The sequence below is a fragment of the Affinundibacterium flavidum genome, assembly GCF_014284175.1.
GTDB classification, from domain to species: domain Bacteria; phylum Pseudomonadota; class Gammaproteobacteria; order Burkholderiales; family Burkholderiaceae_D; genus Undibacterium; species Undibacterium flavidum.
The window spans coordinates 269,566-286,070 of record NZ_JACOGA010000002.1; the positions used below are offsets into that span (position 1 = coordinate 269,566).

Genomic DNA, 16,505 nt, shown 5'->3' on the forward strand with positions numbered 1-16,505 from the left:
AGCGCACTAAGTCAATAAGCTAAATCAGTGAAGCCGAATAACGCACTTGATTCAGATCTTCAATCAAAGGAATAGTCGCTGGTAGTAAGGGCTCGACCGCAACAGCGCCCTGCCAGGCAAAAGCTTGCCCTTCCAGACTTTGTGGTTCGCCCTGCCATTCGCGAGAAATATAGAAATGTAAGCGCACGTGAGCGTGAGGATAAATGTACTCAACTCCGCACCAAGGCTCAGCATTGGTAATCTGTATGCCCAGCTCTTCCATGAATTCACGTTTCAGTGCATCGAGTATGTCTTCATTTTGCTCGACTTTCCCGCCCGGAAATTCCCAATAACCGGCATACGGCTTGCCTTCGGGCCGCTGCCCCAATAAGATATCGCCATTGTCCTTCATTAGTATGCCGACCGCGACATTTACCGGGCTTGCGCTCATGTTGTCAATTTCAAAAAATAAGTAAAAAAAGGGAATTTGGCGAATTAAGTCTGCACGCCTAACATCACGGATAACAGCGCTGATAACACTACTCTTGACGACCTGCATAATCACGCGCAAATTGCCAAGCCACGCGGCCGGAGCGTGAGCCGCGCTGCAAGGCCCAACGCAAGGCATCGGCACGCGCAGCTTCGATTTGCGTTGGCGTGCAAGAAAAACTACGCAACCAATGCGCAACGATGTCGAGGTAATCGTCTTGTTTGAATGGGTAAAACGAGACCCATAAACCAAATCGCTCGGACAAAGAAATTTTTTCTTCCACCGTTTCACCCGGATGCAGATCACCATCTTCATCGTGCGTATAACTGGCGTTATCTGACATTTTCTCTGGCATCAAGTGACGGCGATTTGAAGTCGCATAAATCAAGACATTTTCGGATTGCGCAGAAATACTGCCGTCGAGCGCAACTTTCAACGCCTTGTAACCAGCTTCACCTTCTTCAAACGATAAATCGTCGCAAAACAAAATAAATTTTTCTGGGCGCTCAGCCAGCAAATCCACGATATCGGGTAAATCCGCCATATCGGCTTTATCCACTTCAATCAAGCGCAAACCCTGATCCGCAAATTCATGCAAACAGGCTTTGATCAAAGATGATTTTCCGGTGCCGCGAGCGCCGGTCAGCAAAACATTATTGGCTAGCTTCCCCTGCACAAATTGCTTAGTGTTTTGCACGATCATCTCTTTTTGCGGCGTTATATGCTGCAAATCGTCAAAGCCCAGTTTTGCAGTGTGCTTCACAATTTGCAAATAACCCTGACCACCACGCTTGCGCCAGCGTAAGGCAGTCGCCAATCGCCAATCTGGTGTGGGCACAACTGGCGGCAGATAGGCTTCTAAACGATTGAGTAGATATTCTGCGCGACTTAAAAACTGATCGAGTTGAGACATAGATAAAGCTAAGAATAGCGATAAAAAAGACTTGGAAGATAGAATTAGGAACGATAGTCGGCATTAATCGACACATATTCGTGCGATAAATCGCAAGTCCAAACTGTCGTGCGTGCGTTACCACGCGCTAATTTCACACGTATCGTGATTTCACTTTGCTGCATCACACGCTGACCATCTTCTTCGCGATAATCGGGATTACGCCCACCGTTTTTCGCCACCCAAACATCGTCCAAATACAAGTTGAGTTTATTCACTTCTAAATCATTCACGCCGGCATAACCAATCGCTGCCAGAATACGGCCGAGATTCGGATCAGAAGCGAAGAACGCCGTTTTCACCAGCGGTGAATGCGCGATTGAATAAGCAATCTTGCGACATTCCTCTACATCACGACCTTCTTCCACTGCAATGCTGATGAACTTCGTTGCTCCCTCACCATCGCGAATAATCATGTGCGCCAGCTTTTGCGATAAGGCAATCACGGCAGCGGCTAGGGCAGCAAATTCTGGCGTATCGATTTCATTAATTTCTAACGCCGAAGTACCCGTTGCAATCAACATAAATGAATCGTTGGTCGAAGTGTCGCCATCAATCGTAATACAGTTAAAAGAGTGATCCGCCGCTTGTTTTACTAAATGGTCGAGTACATGCTGCGACACTTTGGCGTCCAGCGCCAGATAACCAAGCATGGTCGCCATATTTGGCTTAATCATACCTGCGCCTTTGCTGATACCCGTCATCGTCACTGGGATGCCATTAATCACCACCAGACTCGATGCGGCTTTTGGCTGCGTATCCGTGGTCATGATTGCTTCTGCCGCTGCATACCAATTATCTTCACTCAAACTAGCAATTGCGGCAGGCATACCGGCGATCAAACGATCAACCGGCAATTGCTCCAAAATCACACCGGTCGAAAAGGGCAAGATTTGTGAAGGTTCGCAGCCCAAATAATCTGCCAAGGCGGTGCAAGTCGCATTCGCTGCTGCTAAACCTGCGTCGCCTGTGCCAGCATTTGCATTGCCCGTGTTCACCACCAAGGCGCGAATAGGGCCAACCGCCATGTGCGGGCTTTCTAAATGCGCTTTGCAAACTTGTACCGGCGCCGCACAAAAACGATTGGTCGTGAACACGCCTGCGACTGTCGCGGTTGGCGCCAGCTTCATCACCAACAAATCTTTACGATTTGCTTTGCGAATACCTGCCTGAGCGAAACCCAGTTCTATACCTTTAACTGGTTTTAAATCGCTAGCAACAGGAAGAGGAGAATTAACGGCCATAGTGCGTATCCATGTAAGGTAAATGAGGGATAGGGAGATTAAGGCGCTATTGTAGGATATTTTGACGGCCATTTTCTTCGGGAAACAATAATTCCCGCTAAAAACTGAAAAACAAGGAGTTCGTTCTCTACCAACACGCGCTTAACTTCTTCTAAAGTGGAAACTTACATGCAGGAACAATCGTTGGTCTACGAAGTTAAGATTTTGAATGCGTATTCAATAAGATTTGGTAATCAAATACTAATCACCTGAACGCGCACAAATTCATACTAGGCATTCAGGTGATTTTTACGGCAATGGGATTTGGTCACAGTGTTGGTTACGCCAAATGCTCAATCAATAAACCAATTAATTGTTGAAACGCATTTGCTAGCCACTATTTACTGTCAGCTTAAAGAACCAAAGCACCATGGAGATGACGTGCTTACCAGGCAATGGTAATTGTGCACTTCAGCGGTGGATAGCTGCAGCTTACAGTGACTGTCACACGCTCTGCTGCTCCACCTCCGCCGACTGGCACCAACATGCTTTCTGCCGCTTTGCGCGCACGATCCACTTTCATCTGCACATCTTTCGGTAAGGAGTCGGCGCGCATCGCCTGCCCTTTGTCATCCATAATCTTGACTTCTACTGCCGATGCGCCTGCGCGTGCTTGCGCTGGTGCCATACTTGATTTGCCAACCTGTGCCGTGCTAGGGCCAGTAAGGCCTAGTAAGAGTACGAGACAAGAAACTACTGCAATATTCTTTTTCATGGTGAAACACCCCTTTTAGTCAAAGTTGAAAAACGTACTGCTCGCATGAAACCGACTTCACTTCACTACACTTCACTACGCCACCACCCACCGCACAAAAGTTTGTATATCGATGGACCCTCTTTATTCAAATTTAACAATGTCACCACGTGCTGGCGGATCGCCGCTCAGTACGGTGGCACTGGAGACTTTTTCATTCACTGTTTGCAACTTGATTGTGCCCACATTGGTCATTAAGACTTCCAGCACGACACCCGTATCTGGATCAGTGAGCACCTTGCCTTTACGATAGACATGCAAGACGGTGCCAACTTGCAAATTCTGCGCACGCCCTGCACTGACATACACTTTGCCCTCATCAAAATCAGACACCGTGCTCGACCACGGTACTTTCGCCATACCGACAATAATTTGTTTTACCGCCGCATTAATCGCCAATTCCGCGGCTTCGCCCAGAGGTGTATTCTTAAAAGTATTCGCACCAACATTCGCACCAGTCTGATTATTAGTGGCGGTCACGTTCGTACTAGTTGAATTGGCGCTACCTGTTGCTTTAGAAGTCGCGATGATTTGGCCTGTGCTGGTATCAATAATTCGCAGGCTAAATTCAACGATGGCTTTTTGATCACTGACGCCAGCAGATCCGCCCAATAATTTTCCGAAAGGAATGCCGAGGCGCAGATCACTACCACCTGCGTTGGCTTCAAATTTAGTGACCGTTGCCCGCACTACTGCACTTGCACCCAACATGCGCCCAGATTGCGCTGCGGTTGCTGCCGTTGTAGATCCATTCTTTCCCAAGTCTTGCTCAAGTTGAATGTCATCCAAAGCAACACGCTCTAACACTACAAAGCCACCGCTACGAAGCAAGGCTTCCACCAGCATGGCGTTGAGTCCTTCGTTCGTGGTGCCGACTGCACGCATGCTACCGTACATCGCCTCGACCGCACCGACGACATCGACAAACACCGTTTTCTTAGGTCCCAGATAAGTATCTTGCGACTGGCTTGCCGCTACATTTGTCTGCATGCTTGACGTTGCACTTGGGCTCACTACCGCAGCAGCAATCGCAGTTGTGGTTTTAGTTGTAGTTGCGACTACGGCAGAACACAGTGATGTCGCACAAATAAAAATCAGGCAGGATGTAATATTTACAGCTCGACTGTTACCAAGTATTTTCATTGAGCGCCTCGAAATCGCAAGATCAAAAATAACTTACTGGTGAGCGTTTATGGACAAAATAAGCAACTGCAATATGAAGATTCGCAGACCAGATAAGATCAATGGACTATCGCCAGTTGCAGTGCGATGCAATACGTCATGGAACAGCTTACGGTCATTTGAAATGCTCCCACAAAACTACGAGTCAGAATTGTGTAGATACGAAACAGTCTATGTTCGCTTACTTGAATTAATGCAGCATAGTTACGCACATAATTTTCAACATGAACACGAAAAATTTGAGGCTTTGACGATACAAATTGAGGAAACCTGGGCGTTTATCTCGAACCCGTTTCCTGAGATTTTTTGATGTTATACGCCTTTATTGTGCTAGGCAAGTTCTTCCCGACTAACGGCGGGAGCGGGCATTTTACCAATAAGATTCATTGAAAATCTTGTCTCCACGATCCAAGGAAAATCATATCTGGTCTATTGATAGCACTCATGATGCAAATAAAGCCGGAATGTCACAATTTTCATTTATGTCAATTTTCGACATTTTTCACAGCCGTTGAAATATAATTATTCCTACTTAATTAGATATCCATATAACTATGCCCGCATTGAGGACGTAGAGGAAAATTGAAGCTCAGGTAAATTTTGAGAGCACCTTTCTAATTATTATGGCAAAGCAGCAACGAACTGGGAAGGTGCGGCAAGTTTGCTCAACGACTAAGAGCACACATCCCAAGAATCCAGTGTTAGTCTATTTGCGAAATTCGAGTTTCTAATTGGGCGAGAATGCAAGCTAGTATGTAACCAGCCAAATTTCATATTTTTGATGCTGATGCAAGTTTAGGCGCGATCCTCACGTTTCATAGAAACATAAAAACTACCAAAATTTTTTAAAGAAACGCTTATGCGCCCACTAGCCCTATTCCTCACTTTAATCTGCTGCCAGATCAATGCCCAAGAAGTCTATAAATGGAAAGACGAAAACGGCAAGATCCACTATGGTGACCGCTCTAAAGCACCAGTCACCAGTAAAAAAGCCGATATCAAAGTGTTGGCACCCGCCACTGTGCCCGTCAAGCTCGACGAGACAAATGCAAAAAAAGATCTCGGCAGTGCAAAATCCACCACCGTAGCGCGCCCGCCGAAAGTCGATGAAAACAAAGGCTCCAAGACTGTAGATCCGTCGCGCGTGGCACCACGTTGCCAAGGCATCGTTGATGAAATCGCCAAAGTACCGCCAGGTACACCTTGGATGGGGTTAGCGCAGGAATTTTCGCAAACCTGTCCAGGTCTGACTTACGAATGCATCACGTCAAAATCACGCCCGGAAACGAACAGATGCAACTGGGTGGAGAAGATAGGAAATACGATCACCAATACCAAACATTTTGAATAAACGTCACACAATTTGAAGACGCTCTGAGCGCCGCAATCGTAGGCGGCTCTTCATTTCTGTCCGCTCGCGCTTGGTGTCAACCGAGGTGCTTTCCAAGACAATGTTAAAATGTCCCTGCAGCAATACGCGGCGACTTAAGGAAAACACAGATGACACACAACATTTCTTTAATTACGACCTTAGCTGCTGGCTTTGGCGTTGCTTTGATCTTCGGCTTCATAGCCGAAAAAATCAAACTCCCAGCATTAGTTGGCTATCTGGTCGCAGGCATTTTGATCGGCCCCGCCACACCTGGTTTTGTTGCCGATGCCAATATCGCTTCGCAATTATCCGAAATCGGCGTCATGTTATTAATGTTTGGCGTCGGTCTGCATTTTTCCCTACAAGATCTTTTGGCTGTCAAACGCATCGCGCTGCCCGGTGCTATCTTGCAAATGAGTTTGGCGGCAGGACTTGGCATGGCAATGGCTTGGTGGTTTGGCTGGAGTTTAGGCAGTGGCTTAGTCTTCGGCTTATCACTCTCTTGTGCCAGTACCGTGGTTCTGCTCAAAGCATTAGAAGCGCGCGGCATACTCGATTCTATGAACGGTAAGATTGCGGTTGGCTGGTTGGTAGTAGAAGATCTCGCGACCGTCTTATTTTTAGTCTTATTGCCCGCATTGGCAGGCGTCTTAGGTGGCACGCCAATTCCTGGCTCAGCGGACACTCCGCTCTGGATCGCATTGGGCAAAACCTTATTGCAAGTCGTCGCTTTTATCGCGCTCATGTTATTGGTAGGTCGTCGCGTTTTACCCTGGTTGCTGTGGCAAGTGTCACGCACGGGTTCACGCGAATTGTTCACGCTGGCAGTCATCGCCTGTGCGATCAGCATCGCCTATGGCGCTTCCGCTTTGTTTAATGTGTCATTTGCCTTAGGTGCTTTTTTCGCGGGTACGGTGATGCGCGAATCAGAATTTAGTCATCGTGCGGCTGAAGAATCCTTGCCCTTACGCGATGCGTTTTCTGTCTTATTCTTTGTTTCCGTCGGCATGCTGTTTGATCCTGTGATTGTGATGGAACAACCCTTACGCGTCCTGGGCGTCGTCGCGATTATTATCTTTGGCAAATCTATCGCTGCTGTTGTGTTGGTGATCGCTTTCCGCTATCCATTGAACACGGCACTCACAGTCGCTGCAAGCCTGGCGCAGATAGGCGAATTCTCTTTCATTTTAGCGGGATTAGGTGTCGCACTTGGCTTGATGCCAGCAGAAGGAATGAGTCTAATTCTGGCCAGCGCTTTAATCTCGATTGCGTTGAATCCTGTCCTCTTTGCTGCGGTTGAACCGATACGACGCTGGGCCTTAGCGCACTCGCAATTGGCCCGCACACTAGAGCAAAGACAAGATCCTTACGCCGAGTTACCACTGACGACCGACAACAAATACCTGCAAGGACAAATCGTCTTAGTCGGCTACGGTCGCGTAGGCAAACGTATAGGGGCGGCACTCGACGCACGCCAAATTCCTTACGTGGTGGCGGAACAAAATCGCGAACTAGTCGAAAAAATCCGCGCGCAAGGCATCATCGCCGTATCCGGCAATGCAGCGGATCCTGTCGTCTTAGTACAAGCCCATATACGCAATGCCGCAATGTTAGTGATCGCCATACCAGACACACTGCACGCACGTCAAATGATCAAAACCGCGCGCGCACTGAATCCCAACATAGAAATCATCTTGCGTGCAGACAGTGAAGATGAGATGGCATTACTTAAGCAAGAAACTTCTGATCTTGTTTTCTTAGGCGAAGAAGAATTGGCGAAAGGCATGACGAATCATGTATTGGCGCGCTTTGCGGCGGATGCTGAGCATGTTGTTAAGGCGCATTGAGTTGTAATCAATAACGACTCTATAGAACCAAGCCCTAATTTCTCGAGATAAAAAATCAGGGCTTTTTTGAATCCAAGTCATGCTACTGACTTTGCGTTTTAGGTTCGGTAAACATTCATCTGGAATTATTGTCACGCAATCAAATCAAATTTTGGCAACTATTTAAGGTCTGGCGGCGCGGGTTACACCCGCCCTACTTGAATGAAGCAAGCGCCTATTTCGTGCGCACTTGTCCGCTAATTACCTTATTGATTAAGACGATTTTTCGTAAATCTTCGGGTAATACAGTGTGCTTTAAAATATCGGGGGATGCAGAGCGATAGCCATTACTGTAATGCACAAGCTTATCAAGAATACGGTTTGGATAAGTAGAAATAGCCGCTTCATCTTTGATAAATACAGCGACAAAGTCATTCCATTGATCACCGGCCTGTTCACTAGTATAGGATTCGAGTAAGGCGGCTGGAATACTGTTACGCTTAGCCCAAGTTATCAATGCCTTGCCACTGTCTGGATAGAAGCGCCAACAGTCAACTGGATAACGATGAAACACACCATTCGATGGCACGTTTAAATAAAACAAACCATTTGGTTTAAGTACTCGCAATATCTCCAGAAAAGTTAACCAAAACATCTCAGAGTGTTCAAAACAAGAACTTGAAATCACCACATCAAGAGATTCCGTCGCAAACGGTAATTGGTAGGGATCATCAAGCACAACATCGACGCCTTTACCTGCGACAAAGTCGACACCAACATACTCAAAACTATCGGGGAAAATATCGCGCAACCCGCCGTTCACATCTTGCGAACCTATCTCTACAATTTTGCCTCCGGCTGGAAATGCACTATGGTAGGTATCAAAAAAATGTTGGCAATTTTGGCGTGCGCTAGGATGCATAGAATTTATTGTTTAAGAGATTGAAGAGCGATTGATCTGTTCAAAGTATTACATAGTGACGTAGTCAAACAAATCAAAATCACGCTGAAAGATCGCATTGATTTTTGCGATGTTATCTTTGTGGAATAAAGCCGCATAGCGGTAGTCATTTTGGCTAGCGGGCAAGTTTTGAATATGGGTCTGATTGACTGATTGATTCGAAACTGGTGTTAAATCAAAAGTCTCACACAGACGCTGAAAATCTTCTTCAAAGTTTTCAACTTTGCCGATGAAATCAACCGCTTGTAGATCAAGGCGATGCGTCCAATAATGACATGGATGCAAAAACAAATTAGTATTTCTGCCGCTATCCAAAATTTTATGTGCAGGCAATTTCGCAAACCAACGATTTAAATCGTAAGCAGCCATGCACATGTCTTCAAAATTATCGGCAATTTGTTGCGTGACTAATTGATGTATCCATTCAGCCGGAAACTTCTGCCTAGGCTGCATTTGCGTATCCCGCATCACTTGCTGAAATCCAGAAAAAACTCTGTCATAAGGATTACGCACAAACACGGCGATGCGATAACCTAAACTAGCTTCAGGTAAACACATGAAGTCACTCAAAATAAGATGCTGATGAACGACGCGATTGAGATGAGGATTAAAGTGAAAACTCTTAGGATAAGGCGACTGATCAATATCTTGCAATCGCACACGTATGGTCTGACTGGCAGTTTTCCAGGGACTGAGTATGACTAATTTATGTTGGTGGCTGATGATCATCTGGAAATCATAACGCAAAATTACTGAGTTCGATGAAGTTTTGAGGGGAGTATAGAACGGCAAAATTTGAATTCGACTCTTATTGTCGAAATCATGGGCGATCAGTCAAACTATTCCAATGGATATGACCGTCGTCAAAACTTCAAGCTGGTGTCAGAACAACCTGCTCCAATTGGACTGAATTCATTTCACTAAAATCCTTAATAGCTCCTTCGCTATAAAAGTATGAAAAGGTCTTGTTATTTTCTTTAAGAGCCAGTCCGAACTGAATGATTGATCCAACAGTTGGCGACAGTCTATTCGCCTCATCCATGACTACAAGAATCGCACGAAAAATATCGCTAAGGCTTGATAATCGAAATGAATCTTCAAGGTTCTTCTGAAATTTGGCGGTGAGCGCATCTGTCAATGTAGGATTAATATCTGGAGGCCACGTTATTACGAACTGTCCCGGAAAGGCAACAGCTACTTTATTCGGATTCACTTGAAGTATGCGAACTCCAGTCTCTAATGCAGGGCAGACCATTGCAATAACTGTCTTGTCGATTTCCTCAATCGGGAAACCCGTTTCATACGCAACCTCTTGTCGAAGTGTTCCTCGAAGCGTCTCCCAGACTTTAGGCATTTCTTGGCAGGATGTATCTGCTATTTGATTAAGTTGGTCGAAAGCCAATTGTCCCAGCAAGAAGTCGCCCGAGACTGCAAGCCATGCATCACCAATTCGGCGAATCTTCCTCTGCTTAGTTGGAATTCCAAATTTCGTGCCAGATTTCAATTCAATGGTTTGTGGAAAAGTACCATCTATGACCGTCGTCTCCCCTGTTGTAGATTTCATGTTTAGACGCGTATCTGCGACGACAAGATGGAGTTCTGATATTGAAAGTGCGATGGTACAAGTCATAATTTATATGTTGCAATATGAAGAGATATGAAAACCTAAAAACCAAGCAAATTCGTTGCTTGGTTTTCATATCCATTATAGTAAAATCAGGATAACAAATTTTACGTTCAGAGATTAAATGCAGATGAATATCATCAGTTAATTAGTAAACGAGAGTATTGCGTGAATAACTTTTGACAGTTTTAATCCGTATCCTAATTTGATCTTGCGCCATTTTTTCTACATTATGTTCGCACAAACCCAAAACGATATATCACTTCAATCATTCATAAAACGAAAAAACAGTGTTCTAACATCAGGCGTAACCTCAACTTTCGTTAGTGCAATTCCCACTGTCTCTCAAGTCGAGCGATTTCATCTTTCAATATCAGCGAGGAACCTTGGAGTTCTGAGCCCACCACAATAGTACGATTTCGTTGATAGACAGCTTTCCTTGCATCAGGAGTTAGTAACGGTTCAAGGGACAAATAATCTGCATTCAATTGAATAATTGTATTTGCAACACCGTCCCCATTTCGTTGGATATTTTCGGCTGATAGCAACATTGTTCGCCATTTCAATATGAGGCTTCTCCGGTATTCCTTCAGTTCATTCTCCATTTTCCTAGTTTGAGTTTTTTCGTCCAGCTTCCATTTAAACCAAGGTGCGAAAAAATGAGTTATCAACCCAGTGATTCCGCCACCAATCAATCCAAGAACGAGTGTGAGTGTCTTATCATTATTCAAAAATTCGAGCATTTATTCCTCTTGGCAATTGCTATTACGGGATAGCTGGAAAATATCAAGATCAGCACTAAAAAATAACGCGATGCCGACATCACATCTGTTAATCACATACCAATAAAAGAGATAAGGCCGTGTACAAATGTCAGTCATGTTCATGACATTTCCATCAAAAGAATCGGTCAAAATTACCTTACTTAAACGCCTTAAAAATATCGTCGTAAGCAATTAAATTGAGTTTCGATGGCTGCACCAAATTTGTCAATATTTTTCCTGATTCATCTTGATAGTCGCAAAAATATGCGCGGGAGGTAAAATTTTTCTCTCGTACATAGATGGCGGCAATCGATTTTTTGAGTCAACCATCACAGGTTGAGTTAACGTATTTGTGCCGATGTTGATCTTTCAAAAATTAGACATCTTTATTGAACAGCAAAATCATAGACGCAAAAAAACCGGTCTGTGCCCACCTACTATGAACAAAAACCGGTCTATTTGAATACTTTAAGAAACTTAAATCACATTCCCCACAATCGGCCCCTTACCACTATATTTATCCAAAGCCAGATAAATCACTGGTGTAATAAACAGCGTAATCGCTTGTGAAAAAATCAGACCGCCGACGACCGCTAAGCCCAAAGGCTGACGGAGTTCCGCGCCAGCACCTAGGCCTAAAGCAATCGGTAACGCACCCACCAGCGCAGCCAAGGTCGTCATCATGATAGGACGGAAACGTTCGATACAGGCTTCGCGTATCGCTTCTGGTGGTGACATGCCACGATGGCGTTGCGCGTCGAGTGCGAAGTCGATCATCATGATCGCGTTCTTTTTAACGATACCGATCAAGAGCAAAATACCGATGGTGGCAATCAGGGTTAAGTCTTTACCGAATAATTCCAACATCAACAATGCGCCGACTGCTGCTGACGGCAAACCTGCCAAGATTGTAATCGGGTGAATGAAGCTTTCATACAAGACGCCGAGCAGGACATAGATCACCAACAAGGCCGAGATAATCAAAATCAACTGACCCGATTGGGAATCCTTAAACACCGCTGCATCGCCGCCATACGAGGTAATGACGGAAGCAGGTAATTTAATCTCATCCTTGTATTTTTCTATCTTGTTGGTCGCATCACCCAAAGGCATGTCTGGTGCCAGATTGAAGGACACAGTGACCGCCTGCAATTGCCCGACGTGATTAATCGCGGTTGGGCCAACTGTACGTTTGACTGTCGCAAAACTCGACATTGGCACCAAGCTACCGGTATTGCTACGCACATAAATCGCACCAATTGCCGCTTCGTCTTTTTTGTCGGCTGGGCCAACTTCTAACACCACGGCATAACTATCCACACTGGTAAACAAAGTCGCAATTTGACGCTCACCAAATGCACTATACAAAGCAGCACGAATCGCATCAATACCAACACCTAAAGAATTGGCGCGATCTCGGTCGATTTCTATCGAGGCTTGCAAACCCTTGAGCTGAGAATCTGTCGTCACATCTTTGAAGCCAGGATCCGCACGCAATTTGTCTTGCATTTTGAACGCCCAACTACTGAGTTCACTTGCATCCACACTTTGCATAATGTATTGGTACTGACTCTTACTTGGGCGTCCACCGAGTTGCAAGTTTTGGGTAGGTCGCAAGAACACCGTAATCCCTGGCACGGCTTTCAATTTATTGCGCAAGCTTTCAACCACTTCCTTCATAGGCTTACGCTGATTACGAGGTTTAAGATTGATAAAGCCGCGTCCGGTATTTTGTGAACCGCCACCACCGTGAAAGGAGGAAACAGTTAAGACGTTCGGATCTTCACGCAGTATCTTCGCGACTTTTTCCTGCAAAATAACCATCGCTGGAAACGAGGTATCTTCGGCGGCTTCAGTCGAGACGTTTAATTGACCGATATCTTCTTCAGGAAAAAATCCTTTAGGAATGGAATTAAACATATACGCGGTCGCAATGAAAGTCAGCAAAGCCACAAACAATACTGACTTACGATGGGCGAGTGCTAAATCTAAGCCACGCGTATACGCATGCAAAGACGCTGTGAAGCCACGTTCAAAACTGTGAGTTAGCGCACCTATCCATTTGGATGGAGCCACATGTTCGCTCTCGGCCTTTAAGAAACGGCTGGCGAGCATTGGCACCAAAGTTAAGGAGACGAAAGCCGATACCACAATTGCCAAACTGACGACCACCGCGAATTCATGGAATAACTGGCCAATCACACCCGGCATGAAGAAGATAGGAATAAATACTGCGATTAAGGACGTGGAGATAGAAATAATAGTGAAGCCCACTTCGCGTGAACCCTTCAATGCAGCCTCAAATGGTGTTTCGCCCATTTCTACGTGACGGATAATATTTTCTAACATGACAATCGCATCATCGACAACCAGACCAACGGCGAGCGTAATTCCTAGCAAAGAAATATTGTCTAGCGTATAGCCAAAGCCCCACAGCAAACTGACCGCACCGATCAAAGATACGGGCAACGACAAGGCGGGAATAATCGTGGCGACCATGTGTCGTAAGAATAAAAAGATCACTACGATGACGAGGAAAATCGTCAACATTAAGGTCAGGTTTACATCATGCAAAGCATCACGTACAGAGACTGATCTGTCATTGGCTAAGGTGATATTCACCGAAGCCGGTAATTGCGCTTTAAAGCCCGGAATCGCCGCTTTAATCGCATCAACCACTTTCACTGTATTCGCATCAGTCTGGCGTTGAATCGCCAACATAATCGCTGGTTCGCCATTGAAGTTACCAACGGATTTCACGCTTTCATAACTATCTTCTACACTGGCGACATCACGCAAACGCACGACCTGCCCACCTTTGTTGCTGACGATAATATTGGCAAATTCCGCCGCATTTTGTAATTGCTTATTCGCGACGATGGTCAGCGTTTGTTTATCACCGTCGAGCGTACCAACTGGCGCGATCGAATTTGCTGCTCGGATGCTGGTGGTGATTTCATCGAAGCCGATATTGCGACTTGCCAACGCACCTGGATCGACACGAATACGCACAGCATAACGACGAATACCAAAAATATTGACCTGCGCCACACCCGCTAGTGTCGACAAATTTGGTGAGATCAAGTGTTCAGCATAATTAGTCAGTTCTGCCAAACTTAAAGAGGGTGAGGTCAAGGCCAATACCAATACCGCAGAATCGGCAGGATTCACTTTGCGATACGACGGCAAAGAAGTCATTTCTATCGGCAAGGCGCGTTGCGCACGCAATAAGGCCGCTTGCACATCGACCGCCGCGTCATCCACATTGCGGCTAGCGTCAAATTCCAGTGTCAGCGAGGTCGAACCCAAGGTGCTACTGGAACTGATCGTCGCTAAACCAGGTATCGTGGAAAATTGTTTTTCGAGTGGAAGTGCGACCGAGGTTGCCATGGTTTCTGGACTCGCACCTGGCAAGCCAGCACCAACACTAATCACCGGTGTGTTATAGCTAGGCAGCGCTGCAATCGGGATGATGCGATACGCGAGAATACCTGCAACGACGACAGATAAATTCAGCAATATCGTCATCACTGGACGACGAATAAATAACTCCGATAAGTTCATGATGCACTCGCTGCGGAAGCTGCTGGAGTTACCGCTGTCGATGCTGCTGAGCTGGCGGAAGCGGAGGCAGATCCATCAGCATTTTTCTTAGCACCAGATTTATCCCTCTTATTGTCTCCCTTAGTATCGCCTTCACTGCGTTCTTTGACAGGCACACCAGGGCGCAGATTTTGCTTACCTTCTAAGATGACTTTCATGCCTGCTTCTAAGCCGCTAACAATCGCATCATTTTCAAAGCTATACAGCACTTGCACTTTCTTCTGTTCGGCTTTGCCTTCACTATCGGCGATAAACACCGTCACTGCATTTACGCCCATGACTAAGGCATCGCGTGGAATCACGATCACGTCTTTCAATGTCAAAACACTTAAGTCGACGTTGGCATAGGCACCTGGCCACAATTTCATCTCTTTATTATCAAAAACGGCTTTCACTTTGACGGTGCCAGACACGGCATCGATCACATTATCGATAAATTGTAGCTTGCCTTTGAAGACAGCTTTGCTATCTGGCAAGCTGGCGAACGCGATGCTGTCACCCCGTTTCATGCTATCTAAAGCATCGGACAAATTACGCTGTGGCAGCGGGAAAGTGATCGCAATCGGATCCATCTGCGTAATCGTAACCAAGGCTGCGCCTGAAGTATTTGGCTGCACTAAGGAGCCGGGGAAAACATTGATCAAACCAGTACGGCCGCTGACTGGTGCGACAATTTTGCTATAACCCAAATTAACCTTAGCAGCGGCAACGGCAGCTTTTGCGCCATCGACGACCGATTGTTGCGCCTGCACTGCCGTTTGTGCCGCATCAACCACGCTTTGTGATTGAAATTTTTTGGCAAATAATTCTTTACTACGTTCTAACTGGCGCTTATTTTCTGCCAGGCTGGCGATTTCTTTATCGAGCTGTGCTTGGGCTTTTGCCAGATTCACACTATCTGCACGATTATCTAGTGTAAATAACAAAGTGCCAGCTTTCACAAACTGGCCTTCTTTGATATGTACTTTATCGATGACGCTACTCACTTGCGGGCGTACTTCGACGATATTCAGCGAAGAAACCACGCCATTCGCTTTTAACTGCACTTCATAATTACGCTTTTGGGCGAGAATCGTATTGACTGTAACGGGACGATTCTTGTCGCCCTTGGCACCGATGGTTTGTCCGGCCATCAACTCTGTGCCTTCCGAACCACTTTTTTTCCACATCCAATAAGCGCCGCCCGCAGCGACAGCGATAGACAAAGCAAGTACCGGGATTTTTGCGTTTTTCATGTTGTTTTGATTTTCAGAGGGAAGCTTATTAGACACATTCTCAGAAGAAAGTTCTATCGACCCAGGTAAAAAAGTAGCGAATTTATCGACTATGTAACGATCTGCCCTGTAGTGCGCCATGCGCACCGCCCCGACAATCGTCTGGTGCGCGCGGCGCACCCTACCATACAGCGTTGCATCAAGCGTTTTTGATCATCTGCATCTTAACAAAGAAAAAGCCAGCACTTAGGCTGGCTTGGTTCTTTTATACTTTTTGTTACGAAACTGCTGCAAAATATTTTGCTTTAGACAACAGCTCCATCGGTATCGTCTTTTTCTTTAACTGGCTTGATCAAGTCTTCACGCTTCACACTAACGATCTGCCCTGTAGTGCGCCATGCGCACCGCCCCGACAATCGTCTGGTGCGCGCGGCGCACCCTACCATACAGCGTTGCATCAAGCGTTTTTGATCATCTGCATCTTAACAAAGAAAAAGCCAG

Annotated in this window: 14 protein-coding genes; 3 read left to right on the forward strand and 11 right to left on the reverse strand. The window is 45.9% G+C overall.

Annotation, left to right across the window (positions count from 1 at the left end; all coding sequences use genetic code 11):
* Positions 1-19: 19 nt before the first annotated feature.
* From H8K55_RS02945 to H8K55_RS02965, 5 genes are all read right to left on the reverse strand, one after another.
* Positions 20-430, reverse strand: a complete 411-nt coding sequence (locus H8K55_RS02945) for an NUDIX domain-containing protein (protein WP_186940524.1) — start codon at positions 428-430, stop codon at positions 20-22.
* An 88-nt stretch (positions 431-518) separates the two neighbouring features.
* Positions 519-1,382 carry an ATP-binding protein gene (locus tag H8K55_RS02950; RefSeq protein WP_186940525.1) on the reverse strand — a complete coding sequence of 288 codons (864 nt, stop codon included), beginning with the start codon at positions 1,380-1,382 and terminating at the stop codon, positions 519-521.
* Between the two features lie 44 nt (positions 1,383-1,426).
* A complete protein-coding gene (argJ, locus tag H8K55_RS02955; RefSeq protein WP_186940526.1) occupies positions 1,427-2,665 on the reverse strand; it encodes a bifunctional glutamate N-acetyltransferase/amino-acid acetyltransferase ArgJ in 1,239 nt (412 codons plus the stop codon).
* Positions 2,666-3,089: 424 nt separating this feature from the next.
* Entirely contained in the window at positions 3,090-3,419 is a 330-nt protein-coding gene (locus tag H8K55_RS02960; protein WP_186940527.1) for a hypothetical protein, read from the reverse strand.
* A 123-nt stretch (positions 3,420-3,542) separates the two neighbouring features.
* On the reverse strand, positions 3,543-4,601 hold the full coding sequence (locus H8K55_RS02965; protein ID WP_222612330.1) for a CsgG/HfaB family protein: 1,059 nt from the start codon (positions 4,599-4,601) through the stop codon (positions 3,543-3,545).
* An 898-nt stretch (positions 4,602-5,499) separates the two neighbouring features.
* Between H8K55_RS02965 and H8K55_RS02970 the strand changes: the two genes are divergently transcribed.
* Both H8K55_RS02970 and H8K55_RS02975 read left to right on the forward strand, forming a co-directional pair.
* The gene (locus H8K55_RS02970) at positions 5,500-5,991 is read left to right on the forward strand and encodes a DUF4124 domain-containing protein (RefSeq protein WP_186940529.1); all 492 of its coding nucleotides are present in this window, start codon (positions 5,500-5,502) and stop codon (positions 5,989-5,991) included.
* A gap of 149 nt (positions 5,992-6,140) precedes the next feature.
* Positions 6,141-7,859, forward strand: a complete 1,719-nt coding sequence (locus tag H8K55_RS02975) for a cation:proton antiporter domain-containing protein (RefSeq protein ID WP_186940530.1) — start codon at positions 6,141-6,143, stop codon at positions 7,857-7,859.
* A 214-nt stretch (positions 7,860-8,073) separates the two neighbouring features.
* On the opposite strand, the gene H8K55_RS02980 is transcribed toward H8K55_RS02975, so the two are convergent.
* The 6 genes from H8K55_RS02980 to H8K55_RS03005 all read right to left on the reverse strand — a co-directional run bounded on the left by H8K55_RS02980 (position 8,074) and on the right by H8K55_RS03005 (position 16,025).
* Positions 8,074-8,760, reverse strand: coding sequence for a methyltransferase domain-containing protein (locus H8K55_RS02980; protein ID WP_186940531.1), 687 nt, complete (start codon positions 8,758-8,760; stop codon positions 8,074-8,076).
* A 48-nt stretch (positions 8,761-8,808) separates the two neighbouring features.
* Positions 8,809-9,528, reverse strand: a complete 720-nt coding sequence (locus tag H8K55_RS02985; RefSeq protein ID WP_186940532.1) for a sulfotransferase family 2 domain-containing protein — start codon at positions 9,526-9,528, stop codon at positions 8,809-8,811.
* A 142-nt stretch (positions 9,529-9,670) separates the two neighbouring features.
* Positions 9,671-10,363 carry a hypothetical protein gene (locus H8K55_RS02990; RefSeq protein WP_186940533.1) on the reverse strand — a complete coding sequence of 231 codons (693 nt, stop codon included), beginning with the start codon at positions 10,361-10,363 and terminating at the stop codon, positions 9,671-9,673.
* A gap of 383 nt (positions 10,364-10,746) precedes the next feature.
* Positions 10,747-11,166, reverse strand: a complete 420-nt coding sequence (locus H8K55_RS02995; RefSeq protein ID WP_186940534.1) for a hypothetical protein — start codon at positions 11,164-11,166, stop codon at positions 10,747-10,749.
* Between the two features lie 498 nt (positions 11,167-11,664).
* Positions 11,665-14,751, reverse strand: a complete 3,087-nt coding sequence (locus H8K55_RS03000; RefSeq protein WP_186940535.1) for an efflux RND transporter permease subunit — start codon at positions 14,749-14,751, stop codon at positions 11,665-11,667.
* Positions 14,748-16,025, reverse strand: coding sequence for an efflux RND transporter periplasmic adaptor subunit (locus H8K55_RS03005; RefSeq protein ID WP_186940536.1), 1,278 nt, complete (start codon positions 16,023-16,025; stop codon positions 14,748-14,750). The genes H8K55_RS03000 and H8K55_RS03005 overlap by 4 nt, the downstream gene beginning before the upstream one ends.
* A 173-nt stretch (positions 16,026-16,198) precedes the next feature.
* Between H8K55_RS03005 and H8K55_RS21545 the strand changes: the two genes are divergently transcribed.
* A partial coding sequence (locus tag H8K55_RS21545) for a hypothetical protein (protein ID WP_222612331.1) occupies positions 16,199-16,505 on the forward strand: 307 nt, incomplete at its 3' end.